17 protein-coding genes are annotated in these 21,445 nt (G+C 69.0%); 7 read left to right on the top strand and 10 right to left on the bottom strand.

From position 1 onward, the window contains the following. Window positions 1–110: 110 nt before the first annotated feature. Together murJ and ACWDRW_RS01020 are read right to left on the bottom strand one after the other, a co-directional pair. Complete coding sequence (gene murJ / locus ACWDRW_RS01025) at window positions 111–2,390, bottom strand: murein biosynthesis integral membrane protein MurJ (protein WP_451718177.1); 2,280 nt, start codon at window positions 2,388–2,390, stop codon at window positions 111–113. Between the two features lie 44 nt (window positions 2,391–2,434). Continuing rightward, window positions 2,435–4,804, bottom strand: a complete 2,370-nt coding sequence (locus tag ACWDRW_RS01020; protein ID WP_451718174.1) for a DUF6049 family protein — start codon at window positions 4,802–4,804, stop codon at window positions 2,435–2,437. 212 nt (window positions 4,805–5,016) lie between these two features. Between ACWDRW_RS01020 and ACWDRW_RS01015 the strand changes: the two genes are divergently transcribed. After that, a complete protein-coding gene (locus ACWDRW_RS01015; protein ID WP_451718171.1) occupies window positions 5,017–6,462 on the top strand; it encodes a CCA tRNA nucleotidyltransferase in 1,446 nt (481 codons plus the stop codon). A gap of 101 nt (window positions 6,463–6,563) precedes the next feature. Here the strand turns inward: ACWDRW_RS01015 and ACWDRW_RS01010 are convergent, their stop codons facing one another. From ACWDRW_RS01010 to ACWDRW_RS00995, 4 genes are all read right to left on the bottom strand, one after another. Beyond that, on the bottom strand, window positions 6,564–7,058 hold the full coding sequence (locus ACWDRW_RS01010) for an LppU/SCO3897 family protein (RefSeq protein WP_451718169.1): 495 nt from the start codon (window positions 7,056–7,058) through the stop codon (window positions 6,564–6,566). Window positions 7,059–7,182: 124 nt separating this feature from the next. Then, the gene (locus ACWDRW_RS01005; protein WP_451718166.1) at window positions 7,183–8,445 is read right to left on the bottom strand and encodes an MFS transporter; all 1,263 of its coding nucleotides are present in this window, start codon (window positions 8,443–8,445) and stop codon (window positions 7,183–7,185) included. 93 nt (window positions 8,446–8,538) lie between these two features. Further along, entirely contained in the window at window positions 8,539–9,621 is a 1,083-nt protein-coding gene (locus ACWDRW_RS01000; protein WP_451718164.1) for an inositol-3-phosphate synthase, read from the bottom strand. A 44-nt stretch (window positions 9,622–9,665) separates the two neighbouring features. Beyond that, window positions 9,666–10,349: a helix-turn-helix transcriptional regulator gene (locus ACWDRW_RS00995; RefSeq protein WP_451718161.1), complete on the bottom strand. Its 684-nt coding sequence runs from the start codon at window positions 10,347–10,349 to the stop codon at window positions 9,666–9,668. Window positions 10,350–10,704: 355 nt separating this feature from the next. Between ACWDRW_RS00995 and ACWDRW_RS00990 the strand changes: the two genes are divergently transcribed. Both ACWDRW_RS00990 and ACWDRW_RS00985 read left to right on the top strand, forming a co-directional pair. Then, a complete protein-coding gene (locus tag ACWDRW_RS00990) occupies window positions 10,705–13,401 on the top strand; it encodes a transglycosylase domain-containing protein (RefSeq protein ID WP_451718159.1) in 2,697 nt (898 codons plus the stop codon). 132 nt (window positions 13,402–13,533) lie between these two features. Then, window positions 13,534–15,036, top strand: a complete 1,503-nt coding sequence (locus ACWDRW_RS00985; protein WP_451718157.1) for a glycosyltransferase family 87 protein — start codon at window positions 13,534–13,536, stop codon at window positions 15,034–15,036. A gap of 131 nt (window positions 15,037–15,167) precedes the next feature. Here the strand turns inward: ACWDRW_RS00985 and ACWDRW_RS00980 are convergent, their stop codons facing one another. The 3 genes from ACWDRW_RS00980 to ACWDRW_RS00970 form a co-directional block, all read right to left on the bottom strand. Beyond that, on the bottom strand, window positions 15,168–16,199 hold the full coding sequence (locus ACWDRW_RS00980; RefSeq protein WP_451718154.1) for an alanine racemase: 1,032 nt from the start codon (window positions 16,197–16,199) through the stop codon (window positions 15,168–15,170). A gap of 92 nt (window positions 16,200–16,291) precedes the next feature. Then, a complete protein-coding gene (femX, locus tag ACWDRW_RS00975; protein WP_451718152.1) occupies window positions 16,292–17,413 on the bottom strand; it encodes a peptidoglycan bridge formation glycyltransferase FemX in 1,122 nt (373 codons plus the stop codon). Between the two features lie 178 nt (window positions 17,414–17,591). After that, window positions 17,592–17,906 carry a hypothetical protein gene (locus ACWDRW_RS00970; RefSeq protein ID WP_451718150.1) on the bottom strand — a complete coding sequence of 105 codons (315 nt, stop codon included), beginning with the start codon at window positions 17,904–17,906 and terminating at the stop codon, window positions 17,592–17,594. 264 nt (window positions 17,907–18,170) lie between these two features. On the opposite strand from ACWDRW_RS00970, the gene rpsF reads away from it, so the two are divergent. From rpsF to rplI, 4 genes are all read left to right on the top strand, one after another. Then, complete coding sequence (gene rpsF / locus ACWDRW_RS00965) at window positions 18,171–18,461, top strand: 30S ribosomal protein S6 (RefSeq protein ID WP_003956532.1); 291 nt, start codon at window positions 18,171–18,173, stop codon at window positions 18,459–18,461. Between the two features lie 77 nt (window positions 18,462–18,538). After that, a complete protein-coding gene (locus tag ACWDRW_RS00960) occupies window positions 18,539–19,126 on the top strand; it encodes a single-stranded DNA-binding protein (RefSeq protein WP_451718147.1) in 588 nt (195 codons plus the stop codon). Window positions 19,127–19,199: 73 nt separating this feature from the next. Next, window positions 19,200–19,436, top strand: coding sequence for a 30S ribosomal protein S18 (gene rpsR, locus ACWDRW_RS00955; RefSeq protein ID WP_003949403.1), 237 nt, complete (start codon window positions 19,200–19,202; stop codon window positions 19,434–19,436). Window positions 19,437–19,454: 18 nt separating this feature from the next. Continuing rightward, window positions 19,455–19,901, top strand: a complete 447-nt coding sequence (gene rplI / locus ACWDRW_RS00950; RefSeq protein ID WP_363162855.1) for a 50S ribosomal protein L9 — start codon at window positions 19,455–19,457, stop codon at window positions 19,899–19,901. 127 nt (window positions 19,902–20,028) lie between these two features. Here the strand turns inward: rplI and ACWDRW_RS00945 are convergent, their stop codons facing one another. Next, on the bottom strand, window positions 20,029–21,366 hold the full coding sequence (locus ACWDRW_RS00945; protein ID WP_451718143.1) for an MATE family efflux transporter: 1,338 nt from the start codon (window positions 21,364–21,366) through the stop codon (window positions 20,029–20,031). Between the last annotated feature and the right edge of the window lie 79 nt (window positions 21,367–21,445).

Genomic DNA, 21,445 nt, shown 5'->3' with positions numbered 1-21,445 from the left:
CTGCCTCCCCATCCGTTGCGCGCTCTGAGACGCCGAGACCAATTGTGCCCACAGTCCGCCGCTATGCACGACACACGGTGGCGGATGATGGTTGTGCGCGTACCCCCGCTTCAGCGCCCCAGACGCCCGCGGACCATCCCGACCAGCGAGTTCAGCTCCTCGATGCGCATCTTGCGGGCGAACACGAAGAAGATTCCGAGCAGGACCGCTCCGCCGACCACCAGGGCGGCCAACGAGCCGACCACGCCCTGCCCCAGGGCGTTGCCGATGCCGTAGCAGGCCGCGCCGCTGAGCAGAGCCGCGGGCACCGAGGCGATGCAGAGCCTCGCGTACGTCCGCAGGACCCGGGCGCCGTCGAGGTCACCGCCGAGCCGCTTGCGCAGACGGCTCCAGGCGACACCCACGCCGATCGCGTACGCGAGGCCGTACGAGGCGGCCATGCCGACCACGGCCCAGCGGGCCGGGAGAACGACGAAACACGCGGCGGAGGCAGCGGCGTTGACCCCCGCCACGATGACCGTGTTGTAGAAGGGCGTGCGCGTGTCCTCGTAGGCGTAGAAAGCGCGCAGGACGACGTACTGCACGGAGTACGGGACCAGGCCGAGGCCGAAGGCCATCAGCATGAACCCCATGTTGGTGGCCTCGCTGGTGCCCGACGAGCCGAAGATCAGCGTGCACATCGGGATGCCGAGGGCGAGGAAACCGAAGGCGATCGGCACGATCGCGACGGCCGTCGTGCGCAGGCCCTGCGAGATGTCGTCGCGAACGGCCCCGGCGTCGTCCTCGGCAGCCGAGCGGGACAGGCGCGGCAGCAGGGCGGCCATCAGTGAGACCGTGATGATCGCCTGCGGGAGCCCCCAGATGAGCTGGGCGTTGGCGTAGGCGGCGAAGCCGGTGCCGTCGACGGGCGATTCCGTGCCCGCCGCCGTGGACAGTTGGGAGACGACGATCGCGCCCGCCTGGTTGGCGAGGACGAACAGCACGGTCCACTTGGCGAGCGTGACGGCCTTGCCGAGGCCGTGGCCCTTCCAGTCGAACCGCGGGCGCAGCCGGAACCCGGTCTCGCGCAGGTAGGGGATCATCGCCAGCGCCTGGACGACCAGGCCCAGAAGGACGCCGATGCCGAGCAGCCGCTGGCCCTCCGGCGGGATGTTCGTGACCGTCATGCCCGAGTCGGCGGCGGTGCCGTAGACCCACATGAACATGCCCAGGGTCACGATGATGACGATGTTGTTGAGGACCGGGGTCCACATCATCGCGCCGAACTTCCCGCGGGCGTTGAGGATCTGCCCCATCACCACGTGGATGCCCATGAAGAAGATCGAGGGCAGGAAGTACTGGACGAAGGTGATGCCGACCTCGTTGGCCGCCGGGTCGCTGGCGACCGAGTCGGACAGCATCCGGATCAGCAGCGGCGCGGCGAGGACCGAGAGCACGGTGAGCGCGCCGAGCGCCACCATGACGAGGGTCAGCAGCCGGTTGGCGTAGGCCTCGCCGCCGTCCTCGTCCTCCTTCATCGCGCGCACGAGCTGGGGCACGAAGACGGAGTTGAGACCGCCGCCCACGGTCAGGATGTAGATCATCGTGGGCAGCTGGTAGGCGACCTGGAAGGTGTCACCGAGCAGACCGACGCCGAGCGCCGAGACGATGAGCGCGGAGCGGATGAAGCCGGTGAGCCGGGACACCATCGTGCCCGCCGCCATCACAGCGCTCGACTTCAGCAAACCGCCCGCCTTCCCGGCCTTCTTCGCCGGAGCCGGGGAAGCCGCGGCCGCGGGTGCCGGTGCGGCCGGCGGCGGTACGGGGGCGGTGCCGAGGTTCATGGTCGCGTCGGCCGCGGGCACGGCGGCCTGCTGGGGCTGCTGGTACTGCCCGGGCGCCGCCGCGGGGCCCGGCACCGAGGGAGGCTCGTAGGGCTGGCGGGCGCCGCCCTGCTGCTGGTCCCTGAACAGGTGCGCGAAGGCGTCCGGCTCCTGCCGCTCCTCGGCGGAGTGCGTGACCAGGTCGTCGACGCCCACGTACTGCGTGGTGCGCGGGTCGTCGCCGTACGGCAGGTACTGGGTCGCGCCGTCGGGCTCGGGGGCGGGGGTCTGGGCCCACACGTGCGGGTCGGGGGCGTACGGCGACTGCTGGGGCTGGGCGTAGAGCGGCTGCTGAGGATAGGTGCCGGGGGGCGGCGGGGGGTGCGCGGCGCGGTCGTAGAGGGCCTCGGCGACCGGGTCCTGGGCCGAGAGGTCCTGCGCCCGGTAGGGGTCCTGGTCGTAGGCGTCCTGGAGGTACATGTCCGCGGGGGGCTGCGGCGGTACCTGGCCGTGCTCGGGCGGCGGGCCCTCGGGGTAGCCCGAGCTGCCCGCGGCCTGGCCGCGGTCACCGTCGTACGGCGCGTTCATGGTTACCCCACCTCATCGTCCCGGGCCGACCGGCCACGACATCCTCAACGGTCCACTCTCTCACCCGTGCCGGACGGGTCGGCGCTTTCCGCTGGGGTGTCCGGTGTCAGGTCACTCGGCTGCTCCGGGGCGCCTGCCCCGGCACCGGATCCGGACTCCTCCGTAGGACGATCCTCGGCGCCCTCGGGGTTCTCCGGCGCCTGCTCGGCCTCGCCGAGGCCGTCGGGTCCGCTCTTTCGCGCGTCGCGGGCGGCCCGCTTGCGCTGCGTGTACATCCGGAAGCCGGCGAGGACGAGAAGGAGGAAGCCGCCGCCGATGACCAGCATGACCGTGGCGGTGAACTCGGTCACCTTCACGTTGAACCTGACCGGGTCGCCGTACTTCTGCCCGTCCTCCGTGTAGAGCTGGGCGATCACCTCGGCCTGTCCGTTGGCCTCGGCGGAGGTGGTGAACTTCACCGTCTGGCTGTGTCCGCCCGAGACCGCGACCGGCTGCTCGTCGTAGGTGGCGCCCCCGATCTTCAGGCGCCTCGGGCTGGTCGAGGTGAGCCGCAGGACCAGGTTGTCGACGCCCTGCACCAGGTTGTTCTGCACGGTCACCGGGATGGTGGCGCTGCGCCCGGAGAGCTTGGTCTCGGACTTCTCGATGAGGCTGACCTGTTCGGCCAGGGACTCCAGGTACCGCTCCATGTCGTCGCGGTACTCGGCCGCCTCGGTGGCCCGGCCCCGCCACGACGTGGACATCTCGCGGTTCATGGACCGCCCGAAGGGGGTCACGACCCGGGACTCGTCGCTGAGGACCACCTTGAACCTGTCGAGCTTGTCCTGGGTGGCCGCGATCTGCTCGAAGGCCGACCGCTGCAGCTCCTGCTTGCGCAGACCGGAGGGGTACGCGGACCGCGACGGGATCTTCGTGGTGGCACCTGGGTCCGGCTTGGCCGCGGCGGTGGTCGTAAGGTCCTGGAACTCGGTCCAGCCGCCGTCCTGAAGGGCCGTGACCGCCTCCGCCAGCGCCCGGGCCTGCCCGGCCGTCGGCATGCGCTGCGGGGCGACCACGATGCTGCGCTGGTCGTCCGTCTGGAGGTTCAGCGCCAGGCTCTGGGCCAGGAAACGCTGCACGGCGAGGGTCGAGGTGGAGGCCCTCGTCATGTCGCCCTGGAACGCCGTGGACAGCCGGGCGTCCGCGACCACGGCCGTCGTGCCGCCGCCAATGGGACGGGCCGCCGAGGGCGTATAGGTCAGACCGGCCGTCTCCTGGAGGCTGTCGCTGCGCGCGATCACCTTGTCCGCGCCGGCGGACGTGGCGACCTTGACGATCGAGGGGGCCACGGCGCCGTCCACGGGCCAGGCGAAGTCGGTCGTCGGCTCCACGTGCAGGATCGAGTCGACGGTGTCGGCGGCGACGTCGGTCGCCTCCTTGAGGTGCCCGAGGGACCCGGTGACGTTCGTGCCGTTGTGGGCGAGGGAGGCCAGGTCGGGGTCGGCGAAGGGCAGGGCGACGACCTCGTCGTCCGCCACCGCGTCCTGCACGTCGGCGAGCCACCGCCTGGCGAGATCCTGGTCGGCACGGGTGCCGACGGTGGTGGTGCCGTTCTCGCCCTGGATGCGGTAGCTGCGGGTCATGGCGTCGACGGAGGCCAGCAGGTCCGGGTCGACCACCCAGGTGACGTCGAGGTCCTTGCCGAGGGCGACCAGCTGCTCCAGGCGGCCGCCCGGGGCGATCTCCTTGGCGAGGGCGTTGTCCCGGAAGACCGGCGTCTGCGACTCGTTCGACCCCGTCTGCGCCGTCATGTGGACGGTGGAGATCAGCGGCCACAGCACGGTCGTCTTCGTTCGGGTGTCGGCCTCGTCGGGCTGGTACGGCAGGAAGGTCCGCTGGACGCCGAGCACCTGGGGCCAGGGCTGTGCGGAGGTCTCGCCGGACAGGGAGACGGCGAGCTGGTAGATGCCGTTGCCGTCGAGATCGAGTTCGTCGACCGGCACGGAGATGCTGAAGGGCTCCGAGACGCCCGGCGTGAGCTTGGGGAACTTCGCGACGTACTTGTCGCCCACCGGCAGCCCGTCGATGCCCGGCTGTGAGCCGGTGGCCTTGGCGGCGGTGTCGATGCCGGAGCGCGTGGTCAGCTCCTGTCCCACCCGCAGGTCCACCTGGGCGTCGCTGACGGCCTGCTTGCCCGTGTTGGTCACCGTGCCGGAGACGGTCAGGGTGTCGCCGTCCGTGGGGATGCTCGGGGTGAGCGAGTCCACAGCGACGGCGACCGTCTCGTCGGTCTCGGCGGCCTGGGCGGGGGACGCTGCGGGCAGCTGGAGGAGCCCCGCCAGCAGGGGGGCGCCGGCGAGCAGTGCCCCGGTGCGCCGCAGCCACCGGCGGGCAGGTGAGGCACTGGTCCCCTGGAAGTCTGCCGCCTCGGCCACGCGCTCGCCCGTCCCTCGTCGTCGTCAGTGGTCGTCGGAATGTGCGTCCACGCATGGTAACGATGCGCGCTGAGGGGAAGTGCCGCGGACTGCGCCACAAGATCGGCCCACCCCCGTGGCCTGTCCCGTATGTGCCCGTATAAAGGGGACCGGGTTTGTGCACGTTTAATGGAGGCGCTGGGGGCCGTTCCGGCCACGTACCCTCTTTTGTTGTGCCGAACGCCAACGAAGACAACCTCAACGTCCTGAGCCAGGTGCAGCACCGCGCGGTGAGTGAACTGCTGCGGGTCGCGCCGGTCGCCGACGACCTCGCCCGCCGCTTCGAGGAGGCCGGGTTCTCGCTGGCCCTGGTCGGCGGGTCGGTCCGGGACGCTCTGCTCGGCCGGCTCGGCAACGACCTGGACTTCACGACCGACGCCCGGCCCGAGGACGTCCTCAGGATCGTGCGGCCGTGGGCGGACGCCGTCTGGGAGGTCGGGATCGCGTTCGGCACGGTGGGCGCCCAGAAGGACGGCTACCAGATCGAGGTCACGACCTACCGGTCCGAGGCGTACGACCGGACCTCCCGCAAGCCGGAGGTCTCGTACGGCGACTCCATCGAGGAGGACCTGGTCCGCCGCGACTTCACGGTGAACGCGATGGCCGTCGCGCTGCCGGCGAAGGAGTTCATCGACCCGCACGGAGGGCTCGACGACCTCGCGGCGCGGGTGCTGCGCACCCCGGGCACCCCGGAGGAGTCGTTCTCCGACGACCCCCTGCGGATGATGCGGGCCGCACGGTTCGCGGCCCAGCTCGACTTCGAGGTGGCTCCCGAGGTAGTCACGGCGATGAAGGAGATGGCCGAGCGCATCGAGATCGTCTCGGCGGAGCGGGTGCGGGACGAGCTGAACAAGCTGATCCTGTCGGCACACCCTCGCAAGGGTCTGACGCTGCTCGTGGACACCGGGCTCGGCGGGCGGGTGCTGCCCGAGCTGCCGGCCCTGCGGCTGGAGAGCGACGAGCACCACCGTCACAAGGACGTCTACGAGCACACGCTGATCGTCCTGGAGCAGGCGATGGCGCTGGAGGAGAACGGTCCCGACCTGACCCTCCGGCTGGCCGCGCTGCTGCACGACATCGGTAAGCCGCGCACGCGCCGCTTCGAGCAGGACGGCCGGGTCTCCTTCCACCACCACGAGGTGGTCGGGGCGAAGATGACCAAGAAGCGGATGACGGCTCTGAAGTACTCCAACGAGCTGGTGAAGGACGTCTCCCGGCTGGTCGAGCTCCACCTGCGCTTCCACGGCTACGGCACCGGGGAGTGGACGGACTCCGCGGTCCGCCGTTATGTGCGGGACGCGGGCCCGCTGCTCGACCGGCTGCACAAGCTGACCCGCTCGGACTGCACGACCCGCAACAAGCGCAAGGCCGCCGCCCTCTCCCGGGCCTACGACGGCCTGGAGGAGCGCATCGCCCAGCTCCAGGAGCAGGAGGAGCTCGACGCGATCCGCCCGGACCTCGACGGCAACGACATCATGCAGATCCTCGGGGTCGGTCCGGGGCCGGTGATCGGCAGCGCCTACAAGCACATGCTGGAGCTGCGCCTGGAGAACGGCCCCATGGAGCGCGACGCTGCGGTGACGGCACTCAAGGAGTGGTGGGCCGAGCAGCAGGGCTGAGAGCCTGAAACGGGGTCATGTTTCACGTGAAACATGACCCCGGGAATGCGAGAGGGGGCGGTGTTTCACGTGAAACACCGCCCCCTCTCGCTGACTGCCTATTACTTGTAGTCCTTCAGGCAGAGCAGGAAGTCGCTGCCGTCACCGGACTCGGTGTAGACGTACTGGAAGTCCTTCGCCTTGGACTCGCACTGCGTCTCCGCCGTCAGGCCGCTGAACGAGCCCTCGATCTTGGCGAGCACCTCGTACTCGGCCTCGGAGGAGCTGCACTCCACGACCTCGAGGTCCGGGTTGTTGTCGTCGGTGCTGCCGCGGTGCATGCAGTCGCCCACAGCGGCGGTGTTGGCGTCGTCCCGGCTGGCTATGAAGCCGCCGACGACGACCGAGACGACGGCCACGCCGATGACGATGTTCTTGATCGTCTTGAAGCTGAGCTTGCGGCGGGGCTGCTCCGGCGGGACCGGGGCGTACGGGGCCGCACCCTGCTGCGGGAAGCCCGGCTGCTGCGGGTACGGGGCCTGGCCCTGGGGCTGCTGGGCGTAAGGGTTCTGGCCCTGAGCGAACGGGTTCTGGCCCTGGGGCGGCGGAGTGGTCACTTGGGGGTCCCCCTAGGAACATGGGTGAGTGACGCGAACAGAGCGCGCATAAGACTCACGTAAGTTATCGGGCCCCACTGACACACCAGTAGTCAGGAGGTGCTCTGTGGCATTGATGTGACACTTACCGGCGCTCAAAGCGGGCCATAGCCACAGCAATCACTCCGTAGATAACGGCGACCGTTACCACCAGCGGCACCGAGCGGCCGTCCGGCGGCAGTATCAGCGCGGCCACCGCGGCGGCGCCGACGAAGGCGACGTTGAACAGGACGTCGTAGAAGGAGAAGACCCGGCCGCGGAAGCCGTCCTCGACGGAGGACTGGACGATGGTGTCCGTGGCGATCTTCGCGCCCTGCGTGCTCAGGCCCAGCACGAACGCCCCCGCCAGCATGGGGGCAGTGGCGAACGGCAGCCCCAACGCCGGTTCCAGCACGGCGGCGACGCCGGCGCACACCACGATCCAGCGCCCAGGACCGAGCCGCCGCGCCGCCCACGGTGTCAGCACGGCCGCCACGAAGAAGCCCGAGCCGGAGATGCCCAAGGCCAGCCCCAGCAGGGCGAGTCCCTCGTCCGTGGTCGTGGAGAAGGAGTACCGGCACAGCATCAGCAGCATTACCAGCAGGGCGCCGTAGCAGAAGCGCATCAGGGTCATCGCGGCCAGCGCCCAGGTCGCCTCCCTGCGCGCCGGCGCGGCCAGATGACGTACCGCCGATCCCAGATCGCGCGCGGTCTCGGCCAGGGCCGTGCGCAGCCCGGGCCGCACCAACTCCCGGTCGGGTCCCAGCAGATCCCGTGACATTCGCAGCGAGGCCAGCGCCGCGCAGAGGTACAGGGCCGCGCCGAGCAGCACGACGGCCGCGTCGGAGTCCGACACCAACAGTCGTACGACGAAGGCGAGACCGCCGCCCAGCGTCGCCGCGAGCGTTCCGGCCGTCGGGGACAGGGAGTTGGCCATCACCAGTCGCTCCTCGTCGACCACGCGCGGGAGGGCCGCGGACAGGCCTGACAGGACGAAGCGGTTGACGGCGGTGACGCACAGGGCGGAGGCGTAGAAGAGCCAGTCCGGGACCTGGCTGACCATCAGGACGGCTGTGGCGCATGCCAGCAGAGCGCGCAGGAGACTGCCGTAGAGGAAGACCTGGCGGCGTTCCCAGCGGTCGAGGAGGACTCCGGCGAAGGGGCCGACGAGGGAGTACGGAAGGAGCAGGACCGCCATCGCGGAGGCGATCGCGGCGGCCGAGGTCTGCTTCTCGGGGGAGAAGACGACGTAGGTGGCGAGCGCGACCTGATAGACGCCGTCGGCGCCCTGAGAGAGCAGCCGGAGGGCGAGCAGACGCCTGAAGTTCCGAAAACGCAGCAGGACGCGCAGGTCGCGGGCGACGGACATGGGGCTCAGCCTCACATACGGGAAGGTCCCCGGGCCGTATGACCCGGGGACCCTTCTCGGCCCTGGCAGGAGCAGATTCGAGGAGCGGCCTGCTTAGCGCTCGACCTCGCCCTTGATGAACTTCTCGACGTTCTCGAAGGCCTCGTCGTCGAAGTACTGCACCGGCGGGGACTTCATGAAGTACGAGGACGCCGACAGGATCGGGCCGCCGATGCCGCGGTCCTTGGCGATCTTCGCTGCGCGCAGGGCGTCGATGATGACACCCGCGGAGTTCGGGGAGTCCCAGACCTCGAGCTTGTACTCCAGGTTCAGCGGGACGTCACCGAACGCGCGGCCCTCGAGGCGGACGTAGGCCCACTTGCGGTCGTCGAGCCACGCGACGTAGTCGGACGGGCCGATGTGGACGTTCTTCTCGCCGAGGTCCCGGTCGGGGATCTGCGAGGTGACGGCCTGCGTCTTGGAGATCTTCTTGGACTCGAGGCGGTCCCGCTCGAGCATGTTCTTGAAGTCCATGTTGCCGCCGACGTTCAGCTGCATGGTGCGCTCCAGGCGCACGCCACGGTCCTCGAACAGCTTCGCCATGACGCGGTGCGTGATGGTGGCGCCGACCTGCGACTTGATGTCGTCACCGACGATCGGGACGCCCGCCTCGGTGAACTTGTCCGCCCACTCCTTGGTGCCGGCGATGAAGACCGGGAGGGCGTTGACGAAGGCGACCTTGGCGTCGATGGCGCACTGGGCGTAGAACTTCGCCGCGTCCTCGGAGCCGACGGGCAGGTAGCAGACGAGGACGTCGACCTGCTTGTCCTTGAGGATCTGGACGACGTCGACCGGCTCCTCGGCGGACTCCTCGATGGTCTGGCGGTAGTACTTGCCGAGACCGTCGAGGGTGTGGCCGCGCTGGACGGTCACGCCGGAGTGCGGCACGTCGCAGATCTTGATGGTGTTGTTCTCGGAGGCGCCGATGGCGTCAGCGAGGTCGAGGCCGACCTTCTTCGCGTCGACGTCGAAGGCCGCGACGAACTCCACGTCACCGACGTGGTAGTCGCCGAACTGGACGTGCATGAGGCCCGGGACCTTGGACGCCGGGTCGGCGTCCTTGTAGTACTCGACGCCCTGCACCAGCGACGCGGCGCAGTTGCCCACGCCGACGATGGCTACGCGAACCGAACCCATTCCGGTTGCTCCCTGTGTGTACGAGTGAGGCTCTGAGTGAGCGCTCACGTGGCGGTGTCGTCGGGCGTATCCGACCCGGGGGTGTCCCCGGGTCGGGGCAGGCCGCCCGTCGATCCATGTGTGGTGTCCTGCTGAGCGGGCCCCCCGGTGGCGGACCCCTTGAGGTCCCTCCCGGCCCGCTCGCTCTCGATGAGCTCGTTCAGCCAGCGCACTTCGCGCTCCACGGACTCCATCCCGTGGCGCTGGAGCTCAAGCGTGTAGTCGTCGAGGCGCTCCCGGGTGCGCGCCAGGGAGGCGCGCATCTTCTCCAGACGCTCCTCCAGGCGGCTGCGGCGGCCCTCCAGTACGCGCATGCGGACATCGCGCGAGGTCTGCCCGAAGAAGGCGAACCGAGCGGCGAAGTGCTCGTCCTCGTACGCGTCGGGGCCGGTCTGGGAGAGCAGGTCCTCGAAGTGCTCCTTACCTTCCGCCGTCAACCGGTAGACGATCTTGGCGCGGCGGCCGGCGAGGGACGCTGCGAGGGCGTCCTCGGGGGCGTTCCCCGGCTCCTCGATCAACCAGCCGTTGGCGACCAGCGTCTTGAGGCAGGGGTAGAGGGTTCCGTAGCTGAACGCCCGGAACACGCCCAGTGACGTGTTGAGTCGTTTGCGCAGCTCATAGCCGTGCATCGGGGACTCGCGGAGCAGGCCGAGTACGGCGAACTCAAGGATCCCGGAACGCCGGCTCATCCTCTCGCCTCCTCGTCTTATCTCGCGCTGATGTATCGACTCGATACATCAAGACGATAGAACGGCCTTCCGCATGCGACAAGAGGGAGGATGGTGAACGGGATCACATCACTGATTCATGGGATGCGATGTGCCTGATTTGGGGTGAACTTCGGGGCTAGGCAGGTTTTGACGGTGCGTAGTCTGTGCGCCATGCACACCACCGGGAACCAAGTGACGTCTGGGGGCGTCGTCGTCCTCGGTGCAGTACGGGTGAATGCGGAACCGGCCACATCCGTACTTCGGGGGGACCGGAAACCTGCCGCCGTTTCCAGGCGCGTCACACGGGTGCGCCTGCCCTAGGAGTAATCGTTCGATGAGCGAGCACCGTCGCAAACCGCCGCAGCCGCAGGAAGGCGGACGTGCCGCGGCCCGACGCGGCCAGCCCGGCCCGTCCTCCGGCCGCCGCGCGGCACCGCGAGGCGCCACCGGGTCTCCCGCCGACTCCTATGGGACGAGTTCCCATGGGTCGGTCCCCCACGGATCGGGTGGTGAGGAACGCCTGTACGGCGGCCGCGCCGAAGCCCGCCGCGCCGCCCAGAGAAGCGCGGGCGGCCGACGCAGGGCTGCCGAGCCGGGCCGGCGCGGCGCTCCCGGCGGCCCGACCGGTCCCGGCAGGGGCCGGGGCCGGGCAACGCCTCCCGGCAAGAAGCGGATCATCGACTATCCGCGCGCGGGCAAGTACGGATGGCGTCGCTGGATGCCGTCCTGGAAGCTCGTGTCGGGGCTGTGCCTGGGCTTCTTCGGCAGCCTGGTGGCCATCGCCGGCATCGGCTACGCGATGGTGGGCGTCCCCGACGTGGCCAAGACCGCCGAGGCGCAGAACAACGTCTTCTACTGGTCCGACGGCTCCCAGATGGTCGCCACGGGTGGTGAGACCAACCGGCAGATCGTGGCGCTCGACCAGATCCCGGAGGACATGCGCAACGCGGTCATCTCCCAGGAGAACAAGACCTTCTACGACGACAGCGGCATCGACCCCAAGGGCATCGCCCGCGCCGTGCTGAACATGGCACGGGGCGGCGAGACGCAGGGCGGTTCCACCATCACCCAGCAGTTCGTCAAGAACGCGATGCTGGACGACCAGTCCCAGACGATCTCCCGCAAGTTCCAGGAGATCATGGTCTCGGTCAAGGTGGGCTCCCAGTTCTCCAAGGACGAGATCCTGGCCGGCTACCTGAACTCCGCGTACTACGGCCGTGGCGCCTACGGCATCCAGGCCGCTTCGCGGGCGTACTTCAACAAGGACTCGATCGACCTCAACGCCGGGCAGTGCGCCTTCCTGTCGGCCATGCTGAAGGGCGCCACGTACTACGACCCCGCGGGCGCGACGTCCATCGACCCGGCCGCGACGGAAGAGGCGAACAGCAGGCGGGCCACGATCCAGATGCAGGACACCCTGGACAAGATGGTCGAGTACGGCCACCTCGGTGCCTCCGAGCGGGCCAAGTACACCAAGCTTCCGAAGGTGCAGAACCCCCGCTCCAACACCGCGCTGAGCGGCCAGGTCGGCTACCTCGTCGACCTCGCCAAGGCGTACGTGGTCAACAACACGAACATCACCGCCGAAGACCTGCAGCAGGGCGGCTACTCGATCTACACGACCTTCGACAAGAAGAAGGTCAAGGAGCTCGAGTCCGCGGTCAAGAAGGTCGAGAAGGCCAACATCGATCCCAAGAAGCGCCCGGAGACGGACACGCACGTCCAGTTCGGCGGGGCTTCGGTGGACCCGGAGACGGGTGCCATCAAGGCGATCTACGGCGGTTCGGACGCGACCAAGCACTTCACCAACAACGCCGACGTCACCGGCGCCCAGGTCGGATCGACGTTCAAGCCGTTCGTCCTCGCGGCGGCCATGAAGTGGGGCGTCCGCAACCCCGAGCTCGGCGAGACGCAGGCACAGGACGAGCGAACCAAGGTGTCCCCGAAGAGCCTGTACAGCGGCCAGAACGACCTGAAGATCAAGAACTACGACGGGTCGGTCTGGCAGGACGACAAGGGCAAGGAGTGGCTCCAGGCCAACGACGGCGACGAGTCGCTCGGCGACCCGCCGAACTACCAGGTCGATCTGCGGACGGCGATGCAGTTCTCGGCGAACTCCGCCTTCGTGCAGCTCGGCATGGACGTCGGCCTGGACAAGGTGAAGGAGGCCGCCGTCGACGCGGGCATCAAGGAGGACACCCTGACGGGTACCACCTTCCCGTCCTTCTCCATCGGCATCTCCGAGCCCAGCGCGATCCGCATGGCGGGCTCGTACGCCACCTTCGCGGCCAGCGGCAAGCAGCGTGAGCCGTACTCCGTGACCGAGGTCAAGAGCGCGGACGGCCCGGTCTACCAGCACGAGGACAAGACGAAGCAGGCGTTCACCGCGCAGGTGGCCGACAACGTCACGGACGTCCTGAAGACCGTGGTCGAGAAGGGCACGGGTACCAACGCCCAGCTGACCGGCCGCGAGGTCGCCGGCAAGACCGGTACGACCGACGGCAACAAGTCGGCCTGGTTCGTCGGGTACACCCCGCAGCTGTCGACCGCGATCAGCATGTTCCGGTACCCGGACGACGAGACGGTCAAGAACCGCAAGTTCCTGGAGATGTACGGCACGGGTGACCAGGAGTCGATCCACGGTGCCTCGTTCCCGGCCGAGATCTGGCACGACTACATGGAGCAGGCGCTGAAGGGCGAGCCGGCGAAGGACTTCCCCACGCCGGAGCCCATCGGCGAGGTCATCAACGACGTCCCGTCCCCGACGCCCACTCCCACGCCCACGGAGACGGAGGAGGCCAGCCCGACGCCGAGCCCGACGCCGACCAAGACCAAGCCCAATCCGAAGCCCACGGAGACAGCGCCGGAATGCGGGTTCTTCGGCTGCGAGGAGACCGACGGCGGGACCGACACCGGCGGCACCGACGGAGGCGTGACGACGTCACCGACACCGACGGAGACCGGGGACACCGGAGACAGCAACGGCAACGGCAACGGCAACGGAGGCCTCTTCGGCGGCAGTACCGGCTAGCCCGAGCGGCCGGGAAGAGGGGTGTCCGATTCGGCGCCCTATCGCCCGGCGCGGGTGTTTCACGTGAAACATGGGCCGTCGCACCGACCAGGTGCGGCGGCCCACGGCGTGTTCCCAGGCGCGTACGGCAGGATGTGCCCCATGCCCAGCGCAGAGACGACGCGAGCGAGCGTGCACGAGCCGGACCCGGTACGGCCGACCAAGGACGACGAGGTGGCCCGCAGCGGCAGTGAGCTGATCGGCGGTCCGGTCGGACGGTTCGCCCTGCTGGGGACGTCGTGGTGGACCCCCGTGCGGATCATCGCGCTCGTCGCGATCGGCGTGTTCGCCCTCGGCCTGGTCCAGAAGGCGCCCTGCTACAACGGCGCCTGGTTCTTCGGTGCCAGCTCGCAGTACACGCACGCCTGCTACTCCGACATCCCCCACCTCTACCAGGGGCGCGGCTTCGCCGACGGTCTCGTGCCGTACTTCGACAAGCTCTCCGGCGATATGGAGTACCTCGAGTACCCGGTGCTCACCGGTGTGTTCATGGAGGTGGCGTCCTGGCTCACGCCGGGCAGCGGCAGCATCCAGCACCAGGAGCAGTGGTACTGGATGGTCAACGCGGGGATGCTGATGGCCTGCGCGGCCGTCATCGCCGTCTGTGTGACCCGCACGCACGCCCGGCGCCCCTGGGACGGATTGCTGGTCGCGCTCGCACCCGCCTTCGCGCTGACCGCGACCATCAACTGGGACCTGCTGGCCGTCGCCCTGACCGCCGCCGCGATGCTGATGTGGTCGCGGGGCCGCTCCCTCGCCTTCGGCGTCCTCCTGGGGCTCGCCACGGCCGCCAAGCTCTATCCCGTCTTCCTGCTCGGCGCGCTGTTCGTGCTGTGCTGGCGCGCGGGCAAGTGGCGGGACTTCGGCAAGGCACTGGGCGGCACGGTCATCGCCTGGGTCGTCGTGAACGGGCCGGTGATGCTGCTCGCCTTCGACGGCTGGTCGAAGTTCTACACGTTCAGCCAGGAGCGGGGCGTCGACTTCGGGTCCTTCTGGCTGATCCTGGCCCAGAACTCCAGCGACCCGCTGAGCACCGACACCGTCAACACCCTCGCCACCCTGCTGATGCTGCTGTGCTGCGCCGGCGTCGCCGCGCTCACGCTCACCGCCCCGCGGCGGCCGCGCTTCGCGCAGCTCGCGTTCCTGATCGTCGCGGCGTTCATCCTCACCAACAAGGTCTACTCCCCGCAGTACGTCCTGTGGCTGATCCCGCTGGCCGCGCTGGCCCGCCCGAAGTGGCGCGACTTCCTGATCTGGCAGGCCTGCGAGGTGGCCTACTTCCTCGGGATCTGGATGTACCTCGCGTACACGACCAGCGGAGACGCCCACAAGGGACTGCCGACCGACGGCTACCACTGGGCCATCGGCGTGCACCTGCTCGGCACGCTCTACCTGTGCGCCGTGGTGGTCCGCGACATCCTCATGCCCGAGCGGGACGTGGTGCGCCGGGCGGGCGACGACGATCCGTCGGGCGGGGTGCTCGACGGGGCGGAGGACGTCTTCGTGTTCGGGGCCGCGGCCCATCCGCCCAAGCACGCGGCCCACTTCGAGGGACCGCAGGTGGAGTGGGGCGGCCCGGACGGCCGTTCGCTCTGAGCGAACGGTGCCTGTGAGCCGCAGGGGGCGCCGAAGGCAAGCGCTGAGGGACGCGAAAGGCCGTGCACGGGAGAACCGTGCACGGCCTTCTCGTTGGCCTCGTCGGCGGCATGGTGCCTATGGGGCGACGCTCAGCGGTCGACGATGCGGTCGAACTGCGTGGTGGTGTGGCGCAGATGGGCCACCAGCTCGTCGCCGACCTTCGGCTCCGGGGCGTCCGACGGGACGAACAGGATGGAGACCTGCATGTGCGGCGGCTCGGCGAACCAGCGCTGCTTGCCGCCCCAGACGAACGGAGAAAGGTTCCGGTTGACCGTGGCGAGGCCGGCCCGGGCGACCCCCTTGGCGCGCGGCATGACGCCGTGCAGCGCCTTGGGGGCCTCCAGGCCCACCCCGTGCGAGGTTCCGCCCGCCACGACCACCAGGAAGCCGTCGGAGGCCGCCTTCTGCTGCCGGTAGCCGAAACGGTCGCCCTTGGAGACGCGGGTGACGTCCAGGACCGCACCGCCGTACTGCGTGGCGTCGTGGTCCCCCAGCCACAGCCGGGTGCCGATCCGGGCGCGGAAGCGGGTCTGCGGGAACTGCTGCTGCAGACGGGCGAGTTCCTCGGCCTTGAGGTGGCTGACGAACATCGTGTGCAGCGGCAGACGGGCCGCGCGCAGCCGGTCCATCCAGCCGATGACCTCCTCGACCGCGTCCGAGCCGTCGGTGCGGTCCAGGGGCAGGTGGATGGCGAAGCCCTCCAGCCGGACGTTCTCTATGGCGGCGTGCAGCTGCGCCAGTTCCTGCTCGCTCACGCCGTGCCGCTTCATCGAGGACATCACCTCGATGACGACCCGGGCCCCCACGAGGCCGTACACGCCATCGATCGAGGACACCGAGCGGATGACCCGGTCGGGCAGCGGGACGGGCTCCTCGCCCCGCCGGTACGGCGTCAGCACCAGCAGGTCGCCGCCGAACCAGTCCTTGATGCGGGCGGCCTCGTACGTCGTGCCCACGGCGAGGATGTCCGACCCCATCCGGGTGGCCTCCTCCGCCAGGCGTTCGTGTCCGAAGCCGTAGCCGTTGCCCTTGCAGACCGGGACGAGCCCCGGGAACTGCTCCTGCACGTGCTTGTGGTGCGCCCGCCAGCGCGCGGTGTCGACGTAGAGCGTGAGCGCCATGGCCGGACCTGGAACCTTTCTGGTGGCTGCGGTGTATCAGAGGTATGGAAGCTATCGAAGCAAATGCCCGTGGTTCGGCACCCGCCCGTGGCTCAGCGGCGCGACATGTAGATGTCGAGCGCCTTGTGGAGCAGCTTGTTCAGCGGGAAGTCCCACTCGCCGAGGTACTCGGCCGCCTGGCCGCCGGTGCCCACCTTGAACTGGATCAGGCCGAAGAGGTGGTCGGACTCGTCCAGCGAGTCGGAGATGCCGCGCAGGTCGTAGACGGTCGCGCCGAGCGCGTAGGCGTCGCGCAGCATCCGCCACTGCATCGCGTTCGAGGGCCGGACCTCACGGCCGATGTTGTCGGAGGCGCCGTAGGAGTACCAGACGTGCCCGCCGACCACCAGCATCGTCGCCGCGGCCAGGTTCACGCCGTTGTGCCGGGCGAAGTACAGCCGCATGCGGTTGGGGTCCTCGGTGTTGAGGGCCGTCCACATGCGCTGGAAGTACCCCAGCGGGCGGGGCCGGAAGTGGTCGCGCACAGCCGTGATCTCGTACAGCCGCTGCCATTCCTCGAGGTCGTGGTAGCCGCCCTGGACGACCTCGACGCCGGCCTTCTCGGCCTTCTTGATGTTGCGGCGCCACAGCTGGTTGAAGTTCTTGTGGACCTCTTCCAGGGACCGGTTGGCCAGCGGCACCTGGTACACGTAGCGGGGCTGCACGTCGCCGAAGCCGGCGCCGCCGTCCTCGCCCTGCTGCCAGCCCATACGGCGGAGCTTGTCGGCGACCTCGAAGGCGCGCGGCTCGATGAAGTCGGCCTCGATGTCGCGCAGCCGCTTCACGTCCGGGTTCTGGATGCCGGCCTTGATGGAGCCCGCCTCCCAGCGCCGGATGATGACCGGCGGGCCCATCTTCACCGAGAAGGCACCCTGCTGCTTCAGGTGCGCGAGCATCGGTTCCAGCCAGTCGGTCAGATTCGGCGCGAACCAGTTGATGACCGGGCCCTCGGGCAGATAGGCGAGGTAGCGCTTGATCTTGGGCAGCTGCCGGTAGAGGACCAGGCCCGCGCCGACCATCTCACCGGTCCGGTCGTCGAACCACCCGAGGTTCTCGGAGCGCCACTCCGCCTTGACGTCGGCCCAGGCCGGAACCTGCATGTGGCTCGCCGCCGGCAGGCTCTGGATGTAGGCCAGATGCTGCTCGCGACTGATCGTCCTCAGGGTCAGGCTCATTCGGGGCGCTCCTCGGGCTGGTGTGTCCCCATGGGTTCAGGGGCTCCGGCTCTCGCGCCGAAGCCTACTGCGCCTCGCGAGCGGTCCGACCGGGCGTACGGAAGCCACGCCCCGGCCTGTCGGCCGCCGGGGCGCTGCGGGGTGGGGTCGAAGGGGTGCGGGAGGAGTGGCTACGGCCTCAGCCGACGACCCCGCCGAAGAGGCCTCCGTGCGCCATGCCCAGGAAGAAGCCGACAGCCGAGGCGCCCAGGCCCAGGATCAGGCCGAAGCGTTCCCGCGTCGTCTCCGAGACCCACTGGCCGTAGGCACCGGTGGCGATTCCCACCAGACCGGTCCAGGAGCTCAGCAGATGCAGGTCGTGGAACATCGCCGTGACGAAGGAAATGACGCCCAGCACCAGGGTCACCGCGAGCAGGGTGTCCTGGAGGGGGTGGGGCTTTCCGTCCGTGGCGAAGAGGCCTCCGACGGTGTTGGGTCGCATTGTCTGTGCCATAGGGCACCTCCTGCGTGAGGCGGCGCATCGTAGCGCCATACACACCCGATGTATCCAGATTGTCGGCGCTCACGGCCGGATTTCAACCGGAAGCGGGTGTGCGGGTACTCTGTACCGTCTGCAGCTGTGTCTGCCCATGTCACGACCAGGGACTTCCGAGAGGGACCCCAATTGTCAGTGGCGGCGGATACCGTTGCGTACGCATCACAACCCTCCTGCCACGGAACGACCGTGGCCGCTGAGTCCAAAGGAGGTGGGTTCCACATGCGTCACTACGAGGTGATGGTCATCCTCGACCCCGATCTGGAGGAGCGCGCTGTCGCCCCCCTGATCGAGAACTTCCTCTCCGTCGTCCGTGAGGGCAACGGCAAGGTGGAGAAGGTCGACACCTGGGGCCGTCGTCGTCTCGCGTACGAGATCAAGAAGAAGCCCGAGGGCATCTACTCGGTCATCGACCTGCAGGCCGAGCCTGCGGTCGTCAAGGAGCTCGACCGCCAGATGAACCTGAACGAGTCGGTCCTCCGGACCAAGGTCCTCCGCCCCGAGACCCACTGAGCTCTTCCGCTCAGCTGATCTCGGGATTCGAGTAGCAGCACAAGCAGCCAGCAGCAAACCCGCCGAGAGGTTCCCCCATGGCAGGCGAGACCGTCATCACGGTCGTCGGCAATCTTGTCGACGACCCCGAGCTGCGCTTCACCCCTTCCGGTGCGGCGGTCGCGAAGTTCCGTGTCGCGTCCACTCCCCGCACCTTCGACCGTCAGACCAACGAGTGGAAGGACGGCGAGAGCCTGTTCCTGACCTGCTCGGTCTGGCGTCAGGCGGCGGAGAACGTCGCCGAGTCGCTCCAGCGAGGCATGCGCGTCATCGTGCAGGGCCGGCTGAAGCAGCGGTCCTACGAGGACCGTGAGGGCGTCAAGCGCACGGTCTACGAGCTGGATGTCGAGGAAGTCGGCGCCAGCCTGCGCAACGCCACGGCCAAGGTCACCAAGACCGCCGGCCGCGGTGGCCAGCAGGGCGGCGGTGGCTTCGGCGGCGGTGGCGGCCAGGGTGGCGGCGGCTGGGGCGGTGGCCCCGGTGGCGGTCAGCAGGGCGGCGGCGCTCCCGCCGACGACCCGTGGGCGACCGGTGCTCCCGCCGGTGGCCAGCAGGGCGGCGGCGGTGGCTGGGGTGGAAACTCCGGCGGCGGCGGTGGCGGCTACTCGGACGAGCCCCCCTTCTAGATCCCCGGGCCTTGTGCCCGTTGATCGAGGGCGGGTCGTATCCCAAACTTCTTGATCACACAGGAGAAACACCATGGCGAAGCCGCCTGTGCGCAAGCCGAAGAAGAAGGTCTGCGCTTTCTGCAAGGACAAGGTCACGTACGTGGACTACAAGGACACGAACATGCTGCGGAAGTTCATTTCCGACCGCGGCAAGATCCGTGCCCGCCGCGTGACCGGCAACTGCACGCAGCACCAGCGTGACGTCGCCACGGCCGTCAAGAACAGCCGTGAGATGGCGCTGCTGCCCTACACCTCCACCGCGCGATAAGGGAAGGGTGACCGAAACATGAAGATCATCCTCACCCACGAGGTCTCCGGCCTCGGTGCCGCGGGCGACGTCGTCGACGTCAAGGACGGTTACGCTCGCAACTACCTGATCCCGCGGAACTTCGCGATCCGTTGGACCAAGGGTGGCGAGAAGGACGTCGAGCAGATCCGTCGTGCTCGCAAGATCCACGAGATCCAGACCATCGAGCAGGCCAACGCTGTGAAGGCCCAGCTCGAGGGCGTCAAGGTCCGTCTGGCCGTCCGCTCCGGCGACGCCGGTCGTCTCTTCGGTTCCGTCACCCCGGCCGACATCGCTTCGGCGATCAAGGCTTCCGGTGGCCCCGAGGTCGACAAGCGCCGCATTGAGCTGACCGCTCCGATCAAGACCCTGGGCGCCCACGAGACGTCCGTGCGTCTGCACCCCGAGGTTGCCGCCAAGGTCAACATCGAGGTCGTCGCGGCCTGACGCTGCGCTCGGTTTGAGCAGTCTGTGAGAAGGGGCCGCACCCCCAGGGGTGCGGCCCCTTCCGCCTGCCTGGGCCTGACGCCGCGGGGCCATGTTTCACGTGAAACGTCGGTTTCACGTGAAACGGTCAGCGCGTCGCGCCGGTGACCAGCCAGCGGCCCGATCGGGTCCGCAGCCAGAGCGTCAGCATCCGTACCGTCATCATCAGCGTCATGGCGGCCCACAGGGCTGTGAGTCCGCCGCCCAGGGCGGGGACGAGCAGGGCGACCGGAGTGAAGACCGCCAGGGTGATCACCATCGCCCATGCCAGATAGGGACCGTCCCCGGCTCCCATGAGGACTCCGTCCAGGGTGAACACCACACCTGAGATCGGCTGGGACAGGGCGACGATCACCAGCGCGGGCAAAGCGGCGTCTTTGACCATGGGGTCGCTGGTGAACAGGGGCAGGAACAGTGGCCGGGAGAGCAGGACCAGTACGCCGAGCACCGCCCCGACCGCTATGCCCCACTCCACCATGCGGCGGCACGCCTGACGGGCACCCTCGGCGTCACCGGCACCGAGATAGCGTCCGATGATGGCCTGGCCGGCGATCGCGATGGCGTCGAGGGCAAAGGCCAGCAGGCTCCACAGCGACAGGATGATCTGGTGCGCGGCGATGTCGGCATCGCCCAGGCGGGCGGCGACAGCGGTGGCGATCATCAGGATCGCCCGCAGCGACAGCGTACGCACCAGCAGCGGGACGCCGGCCTGGGCGGAGGCCTTGATGCCCGCCGCGTCGGGGCGCAGCGATGCCTGGTGCTCGCGGGCTCCCCGGACGACGACCACGAGATAGGCGGCGGCCATACCCCACTGGGCGAGGACGGTTCCCCAGGCGGAGCCCGCGATGCCGAGATCGGCGCCGTAGACGAGAGCGGCGTTGAGGGCGGCGTTGGCGACGAAGCCCGCGCCGGCGACGTAGAGCGGTGTCCTCGTGTCCTGGAGACCTCGCAGGACTCCGGTGGCGGCGAGCACGACGAGCATGGCCGGTATGCCGAGGGCGGAGATCCTCAGATAGGTGGTCGCGTACGGGGCCGCTGTGTCTGAGGCGCCGAAGAGGTCCACCAGGAATGGTGCCGAAGGCAGGACGAACGCGATGACGGCGATGCCGAGTACGACGGCCAGCCAAATGCCGTCCATGCCCTGGCGGATGGCGGACCGGAGGTCGCCCGCTCCGACACGGCGGGCGACGGCCGCGGTGGTGGCGTAGGCCAGGAAGACGAAGACGCTCACGGCGGTCACGAGAAGCGCCGATGCGATGCCGAGACCGGCGAGCTGGGCGGTCCCGAGATGGCCGACGATCGCGCTGTCGGCGATGACGAACAGGGGCTCGGCGACCAGGGCGCCGAAGGCCGGGACGGCCAGTGCCACGATCTCTCGATCGTGCCGGCGGCGGATGGCCTGGGGGGTCGCGGGAGCCTGTGTCATGAGCACTAATCTAATCGTCCACAGGTAAGAGATGCAATGCGAGACTGACCCTTACTCATCGTCTGGGGATGTGGGCTTT

The organism is Streptomyces sp. NPDC003635 (assembly GCF_053587635.1).
This window is presented reverse-complemented; position numbering and strand designations above follow the sequence as displayed.